Annotated in this window: 21 protein-coding genes and 2 pseudogenes; 6 read left to right on the forward strand and 17 right to left on the reverse strand. The window is 35.1% G+C overall.

Annotated features, from left to right (window positions below; all coding sequences use genetic code 11):
* Positions 1–217 precede the first annotated feature (217 nt).
* Positions 218–835 (forward strand): hypothetical protein, encoded by a 618-nt coding sequence (locus tag ACYVEC_RS17015; RefSeq protein ID WP_063223413.1) that lies wholly within the window; start codon positions 218–220, stop codon positions 833–835.
* 329 nt (positions 836–1,164) lie between these two features.
* On the opposite strand, the pseudogene ACYVEC_RS17020 reads toward ACYVEC_RS17015, so the two are convergent.
* Positions 1,165–1,254 (reverse strand): annotated as a pseudogene (locus tag ACYVEC_RS17020) (helix-turn-helix domain-containing protein); the annotation flags it as partial.
* Between the two features lie 142 nt (positions 1,255–1,396).
* Here ACYVEC_RS17020 and ACYVEC_RS17025 point away from each other — a divergent pair.
* A pseudogene (locus tag ACYVEC_RS17025) lies at positions 1,397–1,756 on the forward strand (site-specific integrase).
* Between the two features lie 73 nt (positions 1,757–1,829).
* Complete coding sequence (locus ACYVEC_RS17030; RefSeq protein WP_063223415.1) at positions 1,830–2,144, forward strand: thioredoxin family protein; 315 nt, start codon at positions 1,830–1,832, stop codon at positions 2,142–2,144.
* Between the two features lie 26 nt (positions 2,145–2,170).
* Here the strand turns inward: ACYVEC_RS17030 and ACYVEC_RS17035 are convergent, their stop codons facing one another.
* Entirely contained in the window at positions 2,171–2,590 is a 420-nt protein-coding gene (locus ACYVEC_RS17035; RefSeq protein WP_063223416.1) for a hypothetical protein, read from the reverse strand.
* A gap of 211 nt (positions 2,591–2,801) precedes the next feature.
* On the opposite strand from ACYVEC_RS17035, the gene ACYVEC_RS17040 reads away from it, so the two are divergent.
* A complete protein-coding gene (locus ACYVEC_RS17040) occupies positions 2,802–3,683 on the forward strand; it encodes a cation diffusion facilitator family transporter (RefSeq protein ID WP_063223417.1) in 882 nt (293 codons plus the stop codon).
* On the opposite strand, the gene ACYVEC_RS17045 is transcribed toward ACYVEC_RS17040, so the two are convergent.
* The 5 genes from ACYVEC_RS17045 to ACYVEC_RS17065 all read right to left on the reverse strand — a co-directional run bounded on the left by ACYVEC_RS17045 (position 3,673) and on the right by ACYVEC_RS17065 (position 6,416).
* Positions 3,673–4,308 carry a phosphatase PAP2 family protein gene (locus ACYVEC_RS17045; RefSeq protein ID WP_063223418.1) on the reverse strand — a complete coding sequence of 212 codons (636 nt, stop codon included), beginning with the start codon at positions 4,306–4,308 and terminating at the stop codon, positions 3,673–3,675. The genes ACYVEC_RS17040 and ACYVEC_RS17045 overlap by 11 nt on opposite strands.
* Before the next feature lie 77 nt (positions 4,309–4,385).
* Entirely contained in the window at positions 4,386–5,141 is a 756-nt protein-coding gene (locus ACYVEC_RS17050) for a sporulation protein (protein ID WP_063223419.1), read from the reverse strand.
* Positions 5,123–5,944: a serine/threonine protein kinase gene (locus ACYVEC_RS17055; RefSeq protein ID WP_063223420.1), complete on the reverse strand. Its 822-nt coding sequence runs from the start codon at positions 5,942–5,944 to the stop codon at positions 5,123–5,125. Before ACYVEC_RS17055 ends, ACYVEC_RS17050 begins: the two co-directional genes overlap by 19 nt.
* On the reverse strand, positions 5,944–6,126 hold the full coding sequence (locus ACYVEC_RS17060) for a hypothetical protein (RefSeq protein WP_016088012.1): 183 nt from the start codon (positions 6,124–6,126) through the stop codon (positions 5,944–5,946). The genes ACYVEC_RS17055 and ACYVEC_RS17060 overlap by 1 nt, the downstream gene beginning before the upstream one ends.
* Positions 6,127–6,236: 110 nt before the next feature.
* Positions 6,237–6,416, reverse strand: coding sequence for a YozD family protein (locus tag ACYVEC_RS17065; RefSeq protein ID WP_000658451.1), 180 nt, complete (start codon positions 6,414–6,416; stop codon positions 6,237–6,239).
* Positions 6,417–6,566: 150 nt separating this feature from the next.
* Between ACYVEC_RS17065 and ACYVEC_RS17070 the strand changes: the two genes are divergently transcribed.
* On the forward strand, positions 6,567–6,734 hold the full coding sequence (locus ACYVEC_RS17070) for a DUF3930 family protein (protein WP_064774808.1): 168 nt from the start codon (positions 6,567–6,569) through the stop codon (positions 6,732–6,734).
* Positions 6,735–6,738: 4 nt separating this feature from the next.
* On the opposite strand, the gene ACYVEC_RS17075 is transcribed toward ACYVEC_RS17070, so the two are convergent.
* The 10 genes from ACYVEC_RS17075 to ACYVEC_RS17120 form a co-directional block, all read right to left on the reverse strand.
* On the reverse strand, positions 6,739–7,401 hold the full coding sequence (locus ACYVEC_RS17075) for a hypothetical protein (protein ID WP_063223421.1): 663 nt from the start codon (positions 7,399–7,401) through the stop codon (positions 6,739–6,741).
* A gap of 189 nt (positions 7,402–7,590) precedes the next feature.
* Positions 7,591–7,806 carry a YozE family protein gene (locus ACYVEC_RS17080; protein WP_000750725.1) on the reverse strand — a complete coding sequence of 72 codons (216 nt, stop codon included), beginning with the start codon at positions 7,804–7,806 and terminating at the stop codon, positions 7,591–7,593.
* 72 nt (positions 7,807–7,878) lie between these two features.
* Positions 7,879–8,151 (reverse strand): YokU family protein, encoded by a 273-nt coding sequence (locus ACYVEC_RS17085; RefSeq protein ID WP_063223422.1) that lies wholly within the window; start codon positions 8,149–8,151, stop codon positions 7,879–7,881.
* Positions 8,148–9,569, reverse strand: coding sequence for a lysine 2,3-aminomutase (kamA, locus tag ACYVEC_RS17090; protein ID WP_098556368.1), 1,422 nt, complete (start codon positions 9,567–9,569; stop codon positions 8,148–8,150). Before kamA ends, ACYVEC_RS17085 begins: the two co-directional genes overlap by 4 nt.
* Positions 9,570–9,779: 210 nt before the next feature.
* Positions 9,780–11,165: an arginine utilization transcriptional regulator RocR gene (gene rocR, locus ACYVEC_RS17095; protein ID WP_098556366.1), complete on the reverse strand. Its 1,386-nt coding sequence runs from the start codon at positions 11,163–11,165 to the stop codon at positions 9,780–9,782.
* Positions 11,166–11,263: 98 nt separating this feature from the next.
* Positions 11,264–12,109: a putative beta-lysine N-acetyltransferase gene (gene ablB, locus ACYVEC_RS17100; protein ID WP_063223425.1), complete on the reverse strand. Its 846-nt coding sequence runs from the start codon at positions 12,107–12,109 to the stop codon at positions 11,264–11,266.
* Positions 12,106–13,374: a peptidase gene (locus ACYVEC_RS17105; protein WP_098556364.1), complete on the reverse strand. Its 1,269-nt coding sequence runs from the start codon at positions 13,372–13,374 to the stop codon at positions 12,106–12,108. The genes ablB and ACYVEC_RS17105 overlap by 4 nt, the downstream gene beginning before the upstream one ends.
* Before the next feature lie 15 nt (positions 13,375–13,389).
* Positions 13,390–14,052 (reverse strand): CoA transferase subunit B, encoded by a 663-nt coding sequence (locus ACYVEC_RS17110; RefSeq protein WP_063223427.1) that lies wholly within the window; start codon positions 14,050–14,052, stop codon positions 13,390–13,392.
* Positions 14,037–14,735, reverse strand: coding sequence for an acetate CoA-transferase subunit alpha (gene atoD / locus ACYVEC_RS17115; RefSeq protein WP_063223428.1), 699 nt, complete (start codon positions 14,733–14,735; stop codon positions 14,037–14,039). The genes ACYVEC_RS17110 and atoD overlap by 16 nt, the downstream gene beginning before the upstream one ends.
* Positions 14,732–16,042, reverse strand: coding sequence for an aspartate aminotransferase family protein (locus tag ACYVEC_RS17120; protein ID WP_275719552.1), 1,311 nt, complete (start codon positions 16,040–16,042; stop codon positions 14,732–14,734). Before ACYVEC_RS17120 ends, atoD begins: the two co-directional genes overlap by 4 nt.
* A gap of 815 nt (positions 16,043–16,857) precedes the next feature.
* Between ACYVEC_RS17120 and ACYVEC_RS17125 the strand changes: the two genes are divergently transcribed.
* On the forward strand, positions 16,858–17,607 hold the full coding sequence (locus ACYVEC_RS17125) for a DUF4397 domain-containing protein (RefSeq protein ID WP_098556360.1): 750 nt from the start codon (positions 16,858–16,860) through the stop codon (positions 17,605–17,607).
* Positions 17,608–17,636 lie beyond the last annotated feature (29 nt).

The following is a 17,636-nucleotide window of genomic DNA, read 5'->3' on the forward strand; positions in this document are numbered from 1 at the left end:
CCTTTTTTCGTATTAGCAATACTCAATAAGAAACACAAAAGGCACGAAATTCACGCACCTTGGCTAAATATATAAAATTAATTGGCATTTCTGGATCAGCTTTACAATGGCCATTGTGCATGAACATCGATTTTTCTAGCATCTAGTTCACCTCCTTAAAAATGCAGGATTTCCCTTTTCAATATCGAATTAGTAATGTTTGGAAAGGGGGTGTAACATGGCGGAAATTAAGGTGGGACTTACACAATTTTTAGACTTCACACTGAAAAGTAGTGCAGCAAAAACAAATTTTGTAAAGAATCTAAAATCTCAACCTGAATATCACCCAGTTTTTGATTACTGGAAACAATTACGAGAAACTATTATTAAATTTCATAAAAACGAACTACCTTTTGAATATTTTGAAACATTAATACAAACTGTTGACCAGAAGAAAAAGCAAAACTATATTGATGTTATAAAGCAGTACAAAAAATTTATTAAAAACAAAGACGTCTCTTGGTTTGATCCAGGTAAATCACATTGGTTATCAGATAATTTAATCGTCCGCTCATCACCTGAACTCGGTTTGCTCATTAATGATGAGCCGCATCTTATTAAACTGTTTTTCAAAGGAAAAAAAGAGCGAATTGATAAATATAACATCAACTCAACACTGACGTTATTAAATGAATCAACATTTTCAAATGAACATAACGATGTGAATTATACGGTCCTTAACATCCAAAAGAACAGAATGTATACGAATAACTCTATTAATAATGATCATTTAATAGCACTTGAATCAGAAGCTCACCAACTTTGTTATTTATGGAATAAGATGCAAATGGTATAGTCATTTCTTTCAATACCCTGTTCACGCTTAATTTGGACACAATTTTCACAAATCCAATTCGTTTCGTTTAAGCTCACCTTCTTGTTTCTCAAAAACAATGCAGGGTGGGCGTTTTTTGAAAACAGTTTCTTTACGATCCATCTCAACATCCTAATTCCCCCCTCTGAAAGAATAATATAATGATCTCTTTCTACCACATCTACATTAACCGCCTGACTTCTTAACCGCTGAATAATTCCTAAGATGTTCTTACGATTCCTTTCTCGTTCCACATCATGTTTTTCTTTCGCTCTATACAGTGCAGCAATTCTCCCTCTTGTTACTCGCACTTCTTTCATCCACATTACTTTATTTGGTTGTGATTGTTGCTGGAACTCAGCTAACGCCGCCCTAACCTCTTCTCTCACAACTTCACGAATAAGTTCTTATAACGATTCCTTTAAATTCATACATGCATCCCCTACATCAATTTTTGAATTTCCTGCTTGTTGTTCAATTCACTCATAAAATTTATGAGTAATGATCATCCACCGTTTACATTCTCTAAGTGCTGGAAAAAGATTGCTTGTTTTATCCGACATTACTTTATTGCTGCTTCATAAACATCTCATAAAAATATCTGAGAAAAAGAATGTTATAGTAATGGCTAACATGAATACAATTCAATTTATCCTACTTATAATAGTAACCTTATAATTTCAGAAGTTTGACACAGCTCACGAAAAAGCTTATAAAGAAAAGTGAGGTTCCTAATATTCATTTCTAGAATTAAGATGCATATCTGAAAATAGCAAATGAACGACTAGGAAATAAAAGAGTAGAATCACACTGGATACCTACTCACATGTTATACCAGGACTTCAAGAAACTGCGGTGGATCAATTTGCTAACGAATTATTCGAAAAGAAAAACTCTCGTTAGAAGTTTTCATTTCATAGCAAATACACCAGCTAAACAACCAAAAATATTGATAGTGAAAAAGGAGAAACAAAACATGAAAGAAATCAAATCTGAACAGGAATTCAAAGACATCATCGCAAGTGAGGAGCCAGTAGTTGTTAAGTTCTTTACTACATGGTGCCCAGATTGCGTACGTATGGACAATTTTATCGGGGATGTAATGGAAGAGTTCAATAAGTTTGAATGGTATTCTATTAATAAAGATGAGTTCCCAAGTATCGCTGAGGAGTATCAAGTAATGGGTATTCCAAGTTTACTTGTATATCAAAATGATGAGAAGCTAGGCCACTTACATAGTGCTAACGCAAAAACTGAAGAACAAGTTACTGAGTTTTTAGAAGCATACTAAGATGAAAACCCTCTGAAAAATATTTTTCAGAGGGTTTTCTCTTTTTTCACAATTATCTTTCGTAGTTGTTTCGTCATATCTTCAGAAGTGTAATATGCTGTGTCTTCATGACCAATGTACATAATTACACTCCTTTCTCCTTCATCTCCAAGGTATAAATGTATACCCTTCGTATCACTATTTTCATATGTAATTAGTATATCATATTGTGGTATTTCACCTTTTCTCTTTTGTTTTTTCATGTCACTAAACATATTATTAATTCCACTGATTATTTGTTTGTCTTCTACGTTTAGAAAATAATTTTCATTTAATCCACCGAAGCCATTAAAAGTAGATATGGATACTTTAGAAATATTATGTTCCTTCACATTCTCGATATTTGATGAATTACACCCAGTTATTGTAAGAACAAAACATAGTAAGAAAAATATTTGTTTTTTCATCCGCTTACCCCCACCCTTTAATTGTAAATCAATCCCAATTAATTTCACACCCTAACTTTGCACCTTACAACATATTTTTCCTTCACGAAACTTTGTTATCCACTTCTTAAAAAGCTATAAAACGTCAACAATGTTTGTATAGACCCACACGAGTTTCGTTTGATACTCTATTTATAGAAAGAAATTCCTTGCAGAAAGGTGAGTGATTAAAATGGATACTCTTTCTCATAAAGAAGCTGATAAAGGTGCGATTGTCAGCATTATGGCCTACATATTTTTATCCTCTATGAAAATCATCATCAGTTATATTACCCTCTCTAGCGCATTACGTGCTGACGGTTTAAATAACTTAACGGATATCGGTGCTTCTTTGGCGATATTAATTGGTCTAAAAATCTCTCGTAAACCTCGTGACCCAGATCATCCATATGGGCATTCGCGTGCGGAGCAAATTGCATCACTGGTTGCTTCTTTTATTATGGCAACGGTCGGATTAGAAGTTGTTATTAGTGCCATTCAATCTTTTTTAAATCCGAAACAAGCAGCGCCTAACGTCCTTGCTGCATGGGTTGCTTTATTTTCTGCTGTCGTTATGTACTTTGTATATTTGTATACGAAAAAGATTGCAGCTCGAACAAAAAGCAAATCATTAGAGGCCGCTGCAAAGGATAATTTATCAGATGCTCTCGTAAGTATTGGTACAGTAGTAGGTATTGTCGGTTCACAGTTCCAAATGCCTATTTTAGATCCGATTGCAGCTCTACTTGTCGGCCTTATTATTTGTAAAACCGCATGGGAGATTTTCGTAGAAGCTTCTCATATGCTAACGGATGGAATCGATCCAGATAAGATGGAAGAGTACGCTGATGCTATTGAACATATTGGTGGTGTGGAAAACATCGTAGATATTAGAGCGCGTATGTATGGGAATCAAACGTACGTTGATATTACAATCGAAGTAGATGCTCGTATGGATGTTGGTGAAAGTCATTGTATTACTGATAACATCGAGGCTATGCTTCGGAAAAAGTTTGGCATTTACCATGCACATATTCATGTTGAACCAATGGAAAAAGAACCTATTATGACATAGGTTCTTTTTTAATGAACGCTTTATGAAATATAACACATAAAACGAGCCAGCTACCGCCAGCTGCCCAGCCTGCTAATATGTCAGATGGATAGTGAACGCCAAGATATATTCGGCTAACTGAAATAGATAATACAACAAAGCTTGCTATAAAAATAATCAACAATTTTTTATGCAATGTAATACGCTCTTCTGTAATCGTGACGTATGCAATAAATCCTAAAAAAGCAGTAGCATTCATCGTATGACCGCTCGGAAAACTATATCCAGTTGCAGTAACAAGCTGCGTTACATCAGGTCTTGCTCGTTCGTACCATAGTTTAAGCATACTGTTTAAATAACGAGATCCATAATAATTAATTGTTAGAAGTAATGCACTAAGCAATTTTTTTCTAACGAGAAAGTACATTACAAGAATAATGAGTAACGGAAAATATACTCTTTTAGAACCAATAAAAGACACCCAAGTAAAGTAGGCTGTCAAATAGTCGTTTCGAAAACTTTGAATAAAATGCGCGACTATATTGTCAAATTTCTCAATACAAGCGGTATGATACGAAAGTGATAATACGACAAAACAAATGAGTAGCGTAAAACTTAACAAGTATAAATGTCGATATCGTTTCACATACATAACCTCACTATGCAAAAAAATGGAGCGGTTGTTTTAGTTTTCCTCTCCATTTCTTTTTTATGCATAGTTTATTAAAAAATATAATTGTTAATTTTTTCTTTCATCGTTGGAATATCTTCATTTGTTACTGTAAAGCGAATCACTTTCTCGTCAAGATCCAGCGCTTCTGCAAATAAACCTGCTAATCCACGAGATTTTCTGTCAACTTCCATAATAATCTCTAGGCGATCGTAAGCACTTGGCAAGATTAATAATTCTAGTTCGTCTAATTTCCCATAATACTGTCCGGAAACAGGAACAAACTCAAATTCTTGTGCAAATGGAACTTGCTTACGTAATTGATACGGTAATTCTTCACATTCTATATGACGCGCTTTAAAACCTAATTGATTTACACTCTCTAACACACTATTTAATAGTGCATTTGGCAACACTTGAATATAATCACGATCACTTGGATCTATACTGCGTTTAATATCAAGACCTGTATGCACCCAAACTGTTTTCATTCCAAGTGTAAGTGGCGTTTCAACTGGCACCTTAAATGAAAATGGAATTTCTTTCTTTTCATTCGGCTCAACAGAAAAAGGTTCTGTTAAACGAACTCGCTCTAGATCATATGTTGCTGTTACTTTTTTATCATCCACTTCTCGTACATATGATGTTGATAACGTTAAGTAAATGCTTTCAATTTGTTGGCTAACTGAACCACCAGTTATATGAACCTTCCCTAGTATCTCTTCTCCAACAATATACTCATCTTTTTCAAGAACTGTATCTACTTTTGTACTACCAATACCAACGCTTGCTAAAAACTTTTGAAACATGGAACCTCCATCCTTTCTAAAGCAAAAGCTACATCTTTTTTTAAATCTTGTACATTCTCATAGTACGGCGATTTTATTTGTAACATTCGCATAAGCATTTCACGATTATAATTTTCCAAAGTTAATTCGTCATACCATGGTTTTTCATGTTTTTCATTAGATTCATAGCCTGCATATAATAAAAATAATGAGAAATGACCAAGCGCATAAAAGTCGCTACGAAAATGAACTTCTCGCATCAAAGCTTGTTCACCTTCATAAGTTGTAGCTCGTTCATCACCCTCACCTTTCAATTTAGCCAATCCAAAATCAATAATACTAATTTGGTTTTCTTTCATTAATATGTTTGGAATGCGTAAATCTCGGTGAATAATACCTACACTATGAAACACCGATACAATTTCTAATATTTCATATAAAATTTTTAAAACTTCACGTTCTGTATATACATGCCCATCTAAGAAAATATAATCTTCGAAATTTTTACCAGGCATATATTCCATCACAAAAAAGCTTTTTTTCTCCCATACGAAATGATCGTATAAACTAGGAATTGCATGATGATTTAATGTTTGCAAAATCATTTTCTCTTGTTCAAATGATTTTCTACCAGACTCATATCTTTGTTTACTTTGTCTTAATTGTTTTAAGACTTTATATCTATTTATTTGTAAATCATTAACGACATATGTAACCCCATAACTACCCATTCCAATTACTGATTCGATTTTATAACGTCCTGCAACAATTGTATTTTTTCGCAGTGGTCTATCAAATAAAGCTAGTACATGACGCCATTTCATCAGCTACTTGAAAAGAAACTACGGCTTTTACGTTTTCTTTTATAATGTTGATGCCCATAACCAGATGAACGTCGTTTATAATCGCTACTTGAATATGAGCGCCCTCTATGACGATAATCACTACTTGAATACGAACGATATTTTTTCTTTCCTAATAAAGAATCAATAATTTTTTTGAACATCCCTTCACCTCTTGAGTAAAATTTTCTTTTAATTATACCAATAATTGTCGGCTATGTTTGTGACAAGTTTGTAAAGAGTAAAAAACGACGAGTTAAGCCCGTCGTTACTTTCACTCATCTTCTTCATCAAAAACTTCATCAATCATACATTTCTCTAATAAATACTCGAATGTAATATCTGCGAGATCTTCAATTTCTTCTCGTTTTGGAACGTATCCTCTTTCAATTAGTTGCTCATAAAAAAACTCCGCAATCTCTTCCGTATCAATTACGACTTCAATTTCCTTCATGAGCATCACTCCTTTATTTCTGTTTTATGAAAAAATCTCAAAATTATGTATATGAGATTAGAAAAATAGTTTTTCTTTTTTTATAGGTCATATCCTTTGGACGAGGTGCATACGATGGTAGTACAAGCTATCAAAAAGGGGGAAATAATTATGGAATACCAATACGAAGTAAAGCAAGAAGTAGGGCAAACAAAAGAAGAGTTCATGCATGAAGATCAATGGGCAGACTCTCTTGTTAAATGGCTTTTTATTTTTTTAATAATTGTAGGCATACCTTATACTGCATATGTTGTTGTTCAATTCATTCTCTCTTTCTAGTTAACTATTTTCTCTCTGTCAGTTTAACTAAATAATTATGAACAACATCCATAACAATTTTGTATTCTTCATCTTTAAATGTATCAAATAACAATTGGTAATCGTTATAAATATCAAGTAATCCATCAATGATTTCTTGACGATTTGTCTTAACACTCACTTTTTTTGAGTTGTTAATTGACTTTAATTTTCCTAAATCTAATTTATTCATGCCAGCTTTATCTTGTTTCATTTTCTTCAAAATTGCATTTGCCGTTTGAGCATTGGCAAGTAACGTTAAATCTGATTCATCCGCTTCTAACCATTCACCATCCGTAATTCGTGACAATTCATATATTGTATCTTCCCATGCGTCATTTTTATATCTCCATACTTCTGTACGAAAACCAACAATACGAAACACATCTTTATCATAACCTGTTACTTGCACGAGATCACCAAATGTGAAATTATAATTTAATTCAATCCACTCAGTTTCACCTTTTTTCATATCTTGCTCTGAAACGTGCTGCAATGTTTGCTCTACGTAAAATCCATCGTGATTATTGACTTCGTATACGTAAACTCCATCTAAAACCTTCATATTTGTGATTTTACCAACGGTTCCATATAGCGTAATCACGACTATGTCCCCTACGTTATATTTAGGTTGCTTTTTCCTTGCCATCTATATCTCTCCTTTTTTTGACGTCGTGATTTTGATAACAGTATATGCAATCTACATAAAAACGCTTATCACAGAAGCGTATATTCATAAATTTTTTCAATAAAAAATATCATCATATGAAAATTTATTTACAACGTAAAAAAAGCTAGCAAATAGACTAGCTTCACATCAAAAAATTTCATATAGTTTTTATCTCTCTTGTATGTACAAATCCCATGCTTCATCAAATATAGACATACTTTCTAGCATTCCACTTAACTCTAAGTATGAACTAATTTCATCATAATCTTCAGATTGCTTTGGAAAACTTAAATCATCATACATTGCCTCTGCTAAATTCGATATTTCATTACTAAATAAAGCTGCACGATGCTTCATCATATAGTGGTAAAATGTCTTTTTCAAAAATATTCCCTACCTTTCTAACTTGGGTACATTATACAAGGCAAAAAAGAAAAAAACCAGCATAAAAGCTGGTTAAAAGTCGAAATAATTCCTTTTTAGTAGTCTTGGTCTTCCCATTAATTCTTCATATGTTAGTTGTTTTGGTAAATCTTTCGTATAAATTAAAAACAACTGATCTTCTATTTCTTTCACAGTTTGATCTGATTGATAGTCCATACCACATGAGGAACAAGAAATGCATGGTGTCTCTTGGATTTCAATGGCTTTCGTACCATCTGGTAATTCCCAATATACAGTATTCAAGCTTTCTTTCGCTTCTGTACCGTCACACCACATACAATTCATACTGCATCACCCTCAGTTTTTTTGTCGTTCTCTTCTAATTTAGCCATTTGTGCTTGATATTTTTTATCTTTCAATTGGTCGCGCTTATCACGTTTATCTTTTAATGATGCATGAGTGTCATTATCTTCATAGTCTTTACGACGGTTCATACGCTGTAAGTCGTCTGGAACAAGGTTAAATTTCTTATCACTCATAAGACCTGCGATACCAACATCTGAACGTTTTTCTTCGTAGTTTGGATAGATTTCTTTAAAGTACCCTTCTGCTCTTCCTGGGATATAGCTCTCTGGCTCTGGATACGTTGTAATTACACCTTCAAAGTTACGAAGCACAACTTTATCTGCACTTTGCGAGATTAAATAGTTTGGTTGAAGCGCAATTTTTCCGCCTCCTCCTGGTGCATCAACAACGAATGTCGGAACCGCATAACCAGACGTATGTCCGCGTAAACCTTCAATAATTTCAAGACCTTTAGATACTGGTGCACGGAAGTGACCGATACCTTCAGATAAGTCACATTGATAAATATAGTATGGACGTACACGGATTTTTACTAGGTCATGCATAAGTTTTTTCATAATTGGCACGCTGTCGTTAATACCAGCTAAAATTACTGCTTGGTTTCCGACTGGAACACCAGCATTCGCTAACATTTCACATGCTTTTTTCGATTCCTCTGTAATTTCAATAGATGTATTGAAATGTGTATTTAACCATACTGGATGGTATTTTTTAATAATGTTACATAAGTTTTCTGTAATACGCTGCGGGAATACTACTGGCGCTCTTGTTCCGATACGAATAATCTCGACATGCGGAATCTCTCGTAAATTTTTTAATACATACTCTAAAATTTTATCATTAATTAGAAGTCCATCACCGCCAGAAATTAAAACGTCACGTACTTGTGGCGTTTCACTAATATAAGCAATTGCATCATCTAATTGTTTCTTTGGCACACCCATTCCAATTTGTCCACTAAAACGACGGCGTGTACAGTAACGACAATACATAGAACATTGATTCGTTACTAAGAATAATACACGGTCAGGATAACGATGTGTTAATCCTGGAACTGGTGAATCTTCATCTTCATGAAGCGGATCTTCTAAATCATATTTTGTTTTATATAACTCTTCCGAGATCGGTACTGATTGCATCCGAATCGGACAGCGTGGGTCATCAGGATTCATTAGCCAAGCATAGTACGGTGTAATGTTTAACGGGATCGTTTTCGTTGAAATTTTAACGCCCTCTTCTTCTTCAGATGTTAAGTTAATTACTTTCTTTAAATCATCTAACGTTTTGATCGTATTCGTTAATTGCCAAACCCAATCATTCCATTGCTCTTCAGTAACATCCTTCCACAACTCGATATCCTTCCAGTGACGATTTGGTTTGTATACATCGTGTAACATTGCTATTCCCCCTTTTTATACGCTCATCCTTTATATAAGCAATAGTTATGCCAACTTTACTTTATTGATAAGTAAATGTACGGAGAACCCTATTACATAAGCGAAAAAATATTTTTAAGCATTGTATGAAATCCATACATACTATCATATTCATTACTTTTTATATATGTAAAAGCTCTTTTATTGGTGCAAACACACAAAAACCGCCAATTATTCGGCGGTTTTGTCGTACTTACTCAGTTTATATTGAAGCGTTTGACGAGGGATACCTAACATTTTTGCAGCTTGTAATATATTCCCTTCCGTTTCAATTAACGCTTGATCTATTAATTCCTTCTCCGTTTGATGAAGTGCTTCTCTAAGCGGTAATATTCTCTTCTTCTTTGGAAGATTCTCTTTCCGAAATGCACGCGGTAAACAATTTGCTGTTAATGTATTCCCTTCTGCGATAATGACAGCATGTTCAATCGTATGTTTTAGCTCCCGAACATTTCCAGGCCATTGGTAAGCCTGTAGTCTTTCTTTCGCTTCCTGATCCATTTGAAGTACACCTTTTTTATAACTTTTATTATATTCATTCAAAAAATAAGACGCTAATAATAATACATCCTCCGTTCTTTCACGTAGCGGCGGAATATATAATGAAAACACATTTAATCTATAATATAAATCAGTGCGAATTTTATTCTCTCTTAAACATACTTCTGGTGGCTGATTCATTGCGGTAATAACACGAACATCCACTTTTCTCGTCTTATTATCACCAATTCGACGAATAACACCATCCTCTAATACACGTAACATCTTCGCTTGTAAATCGAGCGGCATTGAATTCAGTTCATCTAAAAACAATGTCCCTCCATCTACAAGTTCAAATAATCCCGCTCGTTCAATTGCCCCAGTATAACTACCTTTCGTCGTTCCAAACAATAAACTTTCTAATAGCGACTCCGGCAAAGCTGCGCAGTTTTGTGCAATAAACGGCTTGTTCTTCCGCTTAGAAGCTTCATGAATCGCTTGTACAAATAACTCTTTTCCTGTTCCTGTTTCCCCATATATTAAAACATTTGCATCAGTTGGGGCTACTTTTTGCGCTAATTCTTTCGTCTGTTTAAACCGAGCATCATTCGTCACTATCGTCTCAAATGCAACATGCTTTTTGATTGCTTTTTTTCTAGATGACCGCTTTATTTTCGACTGCAAATCTACAATTGTATCCGTAAGTTTTTGAACTGTGGAATAATCCTTTGCGATTTCAACAGCTCCAGCAATATTTCCATCTATAAAAATAGGTAATGTTGTATTTACTGTACAAATGTCTTCCCCATTTAAATTTTGATAATGCTGAACTTGATGAACGATTGGTTTTTTTGTATCTAACACTTTCATCAACGTACTTGTTTCCCTAGATAAAGAAGGGAACGCTTCTAACAAATGTTTACCTAACACTTTTTCAATTTTTGATCCATCGTGTTTTGCAGCTACAGTATTATAGAAAATTGTAATACCATTTTCATCTACTGCGTGTATTGCCTCATCAATACTGCCCAAAATCGCTTCAATGACTTCTTGTGTCGAAACTGCTAGCAATGTCATCCCCCCTCTTGCCGAAAATCCAGCAATTATATGCCGAATTTTCGGCATACCTATGTGCGATTATAAGCATGACGATTCCGTTCTATTTTTATACCGTACTATTTAGACAAATCTTTCACCCATATATTCATATCTTCTAACTTATCAAAAATATAGCAATTGTTCGCCAATCTTCCTGTATACGTATAACCTAACTGATGAAATGCCGCATTCATTCCGAAAGAAAGCGATCGAGCAATTGTATACGAGCAGAAAATCGATTTTTCTTGAAGTTCTTCTTCTAACTTAATTAGTAAACTTTTCATAAACCCATGTTTACGATATTCAGGTAAAGTAGCACAATTCGTTAATTCTGCATTTCCTTCTTTTATATTCATTTCTGCAGACGCCGTACTAATTATTTTCCCCTCGAATTCATACACAAAGTAAATTGTATCGTCTTCTTTCATCGTTTGTTTTACATAACTCGCTTCGTTTAAAGGAGTTGGATACACTTCAAATACTTTCCCAAAGACAGCTGCTAATTCTTCCGCATCCTCTACTGTCGCTTTTCTTAATAGAAATTTCTCTGGAACTATTTTTTCCTTTACTTCTTTCGCTTTTACACCGCTTAAAATGGTATCTTCCTCAGCCCAATGAATACTATTTCGTCTTTCATCATTATTAAATTTCACGAAGAAGTATGCATCGTGACCTTGAAAATAATGTGGTATCGTTGCTTCTAATAAAAAACCGAAAGAGAGCCATGTTGAAACATGCTCTCCCTTTCCTTTAACAATACATTTAGTGAAAGAATGTTTCTCTGCTAATTCGTCAATTGTTTGGATAATCCTCTCAATATTTCCTGTGCAGTGGTCTACTCGAATTCGTTTATTAAAATAGTCTAAAACGCCTTCTATTGTATAACCATTCGTCTGTTCTCTAAAAGATTCATAGTATTTCATTTTTTCACCTCACACCAATCTAGTAATGTACATGCAATAATTTTTGCGGCAGCTATCATTTTATCAACTTCTATATATTCGTTTGGATAATGTGCTACTTTCGTCTCACCTGGGCCAAATACTATCGTTGGTACATTGGCGATTTGTGTAAATAAACCTCCATCAGTCCCCCACGGAGATGCTTCAATAATTGGTTCGTTCCCTTCAATTTCAACAAAGTTATGCTCGAGAGTTGTAATTAACTCATGATTTTCTTCTAGTTCACCAGGAACCCATCTCGCTCCAAACCATTCTACTTCTACTGGATTTTCAACAAACCAATTGTCCACATCATTTAATTCAACGATCCAATTCTCGAACTCTTCTTTTGCTGCCTCTATAGTCTCATTCGGCGCGATACCGCATCTTCCTTCTAAAATTAAAGAATCAGGAACAGAACTTGGCCAGCTCCCACCTTCAATTTTCCCAATATTAATTGGAATTGGTATTGGTATTCCTTTAAATAATGGGTCTGTAATTCGGTCATTTCTTTTCTCTTCCAGTTTTCTCAAATGTTCTACAACAAACATACTTTTTTCAATTGCACTTACTCCTTCATAGCGTGTTCCACCGTGTGCTGCTTTCCCTTTCACATGTAAGCGAAACCACATGGACCCTTGTTGTTTCGGGAAAAACTTCATATTTGTTGGTTCAGGAATAATGGCACCATCCGCTTTATATCCTCGTAATATAGTCGCTAATGTTCCTGCCCCGCCACTTTCTTCTTCAATTACACTTTGAAAATAAATATCTCCTTTTAATTCAATACCAGATTCAATAATTGCTTCCATCGCAAGCATAAGTGAGACATTGCCGCCCTTCATATCTGTCGTTCCACGACCATATATACGATTTCCTATTTTCTCACCACTATAAGGATGATGGTCCCACTGGTTCACATCTCCTTCTGGTACGACATCAATATGTCCATTTAATATCATAGATTTCCCTTCGCCACTTCCTTTTAAAGTCGCTACAATATTTGGACTATCTGAAAAACTTGTACGCGGTGATACAAAATAGGGATGATCTTTCATTTTAGAAAATGAAGGCTCCCAAATATCAAGATCTAAACCTAGCTCACGTAATTTTTCAATCACAATTGCCTGCGCACCACTTTCATCACCAGATACGCTCTTTTCTTGAATTAATCGTTTTAAAAATTTTACGCTTTCCTCTTCATGACTCTCAATATAATCACAAACTTGTTTTTTTAATTGCTCCATATATTACATCTCCCCTCATTCAATTACTAGTAAGTTAGAGCCAATTTCAAAATCTGCTTCTGTATGTTGTTTTATATCTTCCACTGTGTATGGACTCATCAATTCTTGTAAAACAAGTCCCTCCTGCGTCACTTCCATAACTGCCATATCCGTAATAATTAAATCTACACATTTCTTTGAAGTTAATGGTAATGTACACTCCGAAACAATTTTTGCATTTCCGTATTTATCAACATGGTTCATCACAACAACGACTCGCTTCGCCTTTTGTGCCAAATCCATCGCTCCCCCAATACCTGGAACGCGTTTCCCTGGAACAATCCAGTTTGCTAAATCACCATTCTCACTTACTTGTAATGAACCAAGAATTGTTATATCTAGTAAACCTTTTCGAATCATCCCAAACGCTGTGCAACTATCAAAATAACTTGCTCCTGTAATAAGAGAGGTTGGCAAACCCGCTGCGTTACATAAATTTTCGTCTTCATTTCCTTTACTTGGCGTAGGTCCCATACCTACGATTCCATTTTCCGCATGAAACATAACATTTATATCGTCAGGCAGATGATTCGGTACAAGCGATGGTATGCCAATTCCTAAATTTACAATCATACCATTTTGTATTTCTTTCGCTGCACGTCTAGCAATCTTATCTCTCACTTCTATGCCCATACCCATTTCCAATTCACTCCTTCCGACGGTACGATATAATTTACAAATACTCCTGGGACAACAATTTCTTCTGGATCTAAACTTCCAAGTGGAACGATTTCTTCTGCCTCTACAATCGTTATATCCCCTGCCATAGCTACGTGAGGATTCATATTACGAGCACTTTTGTCAAACACAAGGTTACCAAATGGATCTGCTTTTTTCGCATATACAATCGCAACCTCAGCAGTTAATGCTGTTTCAACTAAATATGTCTTACCATTCATTTCAACTGTACGTTTTCCTTCTTCTACAATCGTATCAACACCTACATCAACTAACACCCCACCAAGTCCTACACCACCAGCGCGAATACGCTCCGCTAATGTTCCTTGGGGAGAAAATTCAACTTGTAACCTTCCTTCGTTTAGTTGTCTTCCTGCATTTGGATTTGAACCAATATGAGAAGTAACTAACGATTTTACTCTTTCATTCGTAACAAGACGACCAATTCCTACATCAGGAAATCCTGTGTCATTCCCTATTAAATTTAAATTTGTAACTCCTTTTTCTAATATCGCCTGTATTAAAGATGGAGGGGATCCGATGCCCCCAAATCCCCCAAACATTAATGTCATATCATCGTGGAATAAAGAAATTACTTCCTCAATCTCTTTTAATTTATCGAATGTATTCGTAATAGTTGTCATGCGATACTATGCCCTCCTTTTTGCATCATTTCTTCTACACTTTTTGCAAAAATTGAAAGTAATTCATCTAACTCGGAATATGTAGTTGTCATTGGCGGTGCCACAAGCAGTGCACTATCTTCTTTTCCTGCTTGCCCTGAAACGGCTTGGTATAAGAGAAGACCATTTTTAGCTGCAACCGAAATAAGTTCCGACGCCTTTGTAAACGGTTGCAATTCTACTCCAATCAGCAACCCTTTTCCGCGCACATCCGCAATGATTGTCGATTGTTGCTGAACTTTCTGTAATCCTTTTATTAAATACTCTCCCTTTTCAGCTGTTTTTTCAGGTAGATTATGTTTCTCCATATAATCAATAACAGCTAGCGCTGTTGCTGCAGATAATGGATTTGCACTTAGCGTATGCCCACTCATAACAGAACGTGACCCTCGTAAAATCGGCTCCAGAACACGGTCACTTACAACCGTCGCTGCCATTGGTGTATACCCAGCTCCTAAACCTTTACCAAGGGTCATAATATCCGGTTCTACACCCCAATGCTCCATCGCAAACCATGCGCCAGTACGACCAAGTCCAGTCATTACTTCATCAGCAATAAATAAAATATCATAATGACTACAAATATCTTTAATGACTTTATAATATTCTTTCGGCGGAACGACTGCGCCTCCAGCTGCTCCGATAATCGGTTCAGCAATAAAAGCTGCGATATGTTCTGCTCCAATTCTTTCAATTGATCTTTCAAGTTCAGTCGCACAAGCAAGCTGACAAGTCGGATATACCTTTTGCACCGGACATCTAAAACAATATGGAGCTGGAATAGTTGGATAATCTTCTAAAATTGACACGAAACGTTGTCTGCGTAGTGGATGCCCAGACATTGATAAGGCTCCCATCGTAATACCGTGATAACTCATCCATCGTGACAAAATTTTATGCTTCCCTTGAATACCTCGCTCTTGAAAATGCTGGATTGCAATTTTCATAGCTGTTTCATTTGCTTCCGTACCACTATTCACAAAAAAGCTCCAGTTCAAATCTCCTACACTTAAATCGCTTAATTTCTTCGCTAATTTTTCAGCTGGTTCACTCGTAAACTGTGATCTATAAACGAAAGCAATCTCCTCTGCTTGTTTTTTGATAACGTCTGCAATCTCCTTTACGCCATGCCCAATCCCTGCCGTAATTGCCCCTGACGAGCCATCAAAATATTTATTTCCGTTTTGATCATACAAATACACACCTTTTCCATGTGAAATCATTGGATACGGCTGACCAACAAGTGGTTTAATTAAGTAATCGCGCATAGCGCTCCCCCATTTCTCCAATTTGTATATATATATGAAGAAAATTGACGTTTCTTTCATAAAAAAGAACCCTCTGCGAAAGCAGTGAATTTATCAAAAAACTATTATAAAATATACAAATGAGTGCTAAATACAATTTTAAAAACAGAAAATTCAGAACTTAAATTGAAGACCAACCCTTATCTATACGCTCAAATAACCCTCCCTTATATAAAATTAACGCTTCACTAAATATTTTTCTAACATAATGCCAGCCTCGCTCAATTGCCGACATTGTGTAAACTTCGACGAAACTCCCTTTAAACTCCTTCCTATTCACCTACTTTATATTGCATATTTTCAAACAAAATTCGACAATTATCCTTACTAAATGCATAGCGATTATTTGTATAGAAACCAATATTCCACATACATTACCGTTCGTTTAGTACAATAAAAAAAGAACCGATTAACCACATTAATCAGTTCGGCACGACGCTCTATTACCGGTTAATACCTTCACTTGCAAAAATGAATCAAAAACTATAGCACAAAATCCTTCATAACTTCATTCCCAATCACTTTTGGGATAACCACATCCCAATTCGTCACTCCTTCCCTCAAATTCAAACTACCATTTCTTTATAAATTATGTAGGACAATTATCACTTCGTATGTGTATTTGCCTATAATTTAAAAAACCCCTATTTTTTAAGAATTTCAGACCATGCATTTCAACGTCTTCATTACAAATTTTCTCCTTTAAAAACCATTTTTTCGCATAACCTCGTTCTTGCTAAACATATAGTTTTAATGATGACAAAGGAGGAATGTTCATGTCTCAATCTGAACTCGAAAAATATGGACAAGAAGCTGCACGTTACGAACAACTCGCTCGTTACTATCAATTTCATAATCCGAAAAAATATGTAGAGTTATATATGAAATATTATGATGCACTTACGAAACTTGTACAGGCATATGAAAAAAGAGATTCACAAGAAGCTACTTTACCGTCACACATAAGGTTTTTTCACTCTGCTTCAAATACACCTGCAGTTGACATTTTAGTAAACGGGCAAAAGGTTATTAAAAATATTTCGTTTAAACAATTTAGTCCCTATTTAACATTAGGGCAAGGTAAATACCGTATAGATATTGTTCCTGTCGGAAACGAAACTCCCATTTTTTCAGCTTTAGTACCGATAATGGGAAATCACACTTATACTTTTGCCGCAATAAATAGTGATAATCATCTACAATTACAACCTATGCTTGATAATACACATTTACCAGCTGGCCAAGCAAAAATACGCTTTGCACATTTTTCTCCAGATACCCCTGTTGTAAATATAGATTTAAAAGGTGGAGATCATTTATTTGAAAATGTACTATTTAAACAAATAACAGATTTTTTAGAAGTTAGCCCTGGTACAGCAGATATTGAAGTTTCACTCGCAGATAATCCAAGCGTCTTACTAACTATACCGAATTTCAAAGTCGAACCGAACATCATTTATACAATTTCAATTTTAGGTTATTCAACGAAAGATCCTAAATTAGAAGCCGTTATACTTACGAATTAAAACAGTCTACACCATTCATTTGGTGTAGA

The organism is Bacillus sp. MN7755, assembly GCF_054771475.1.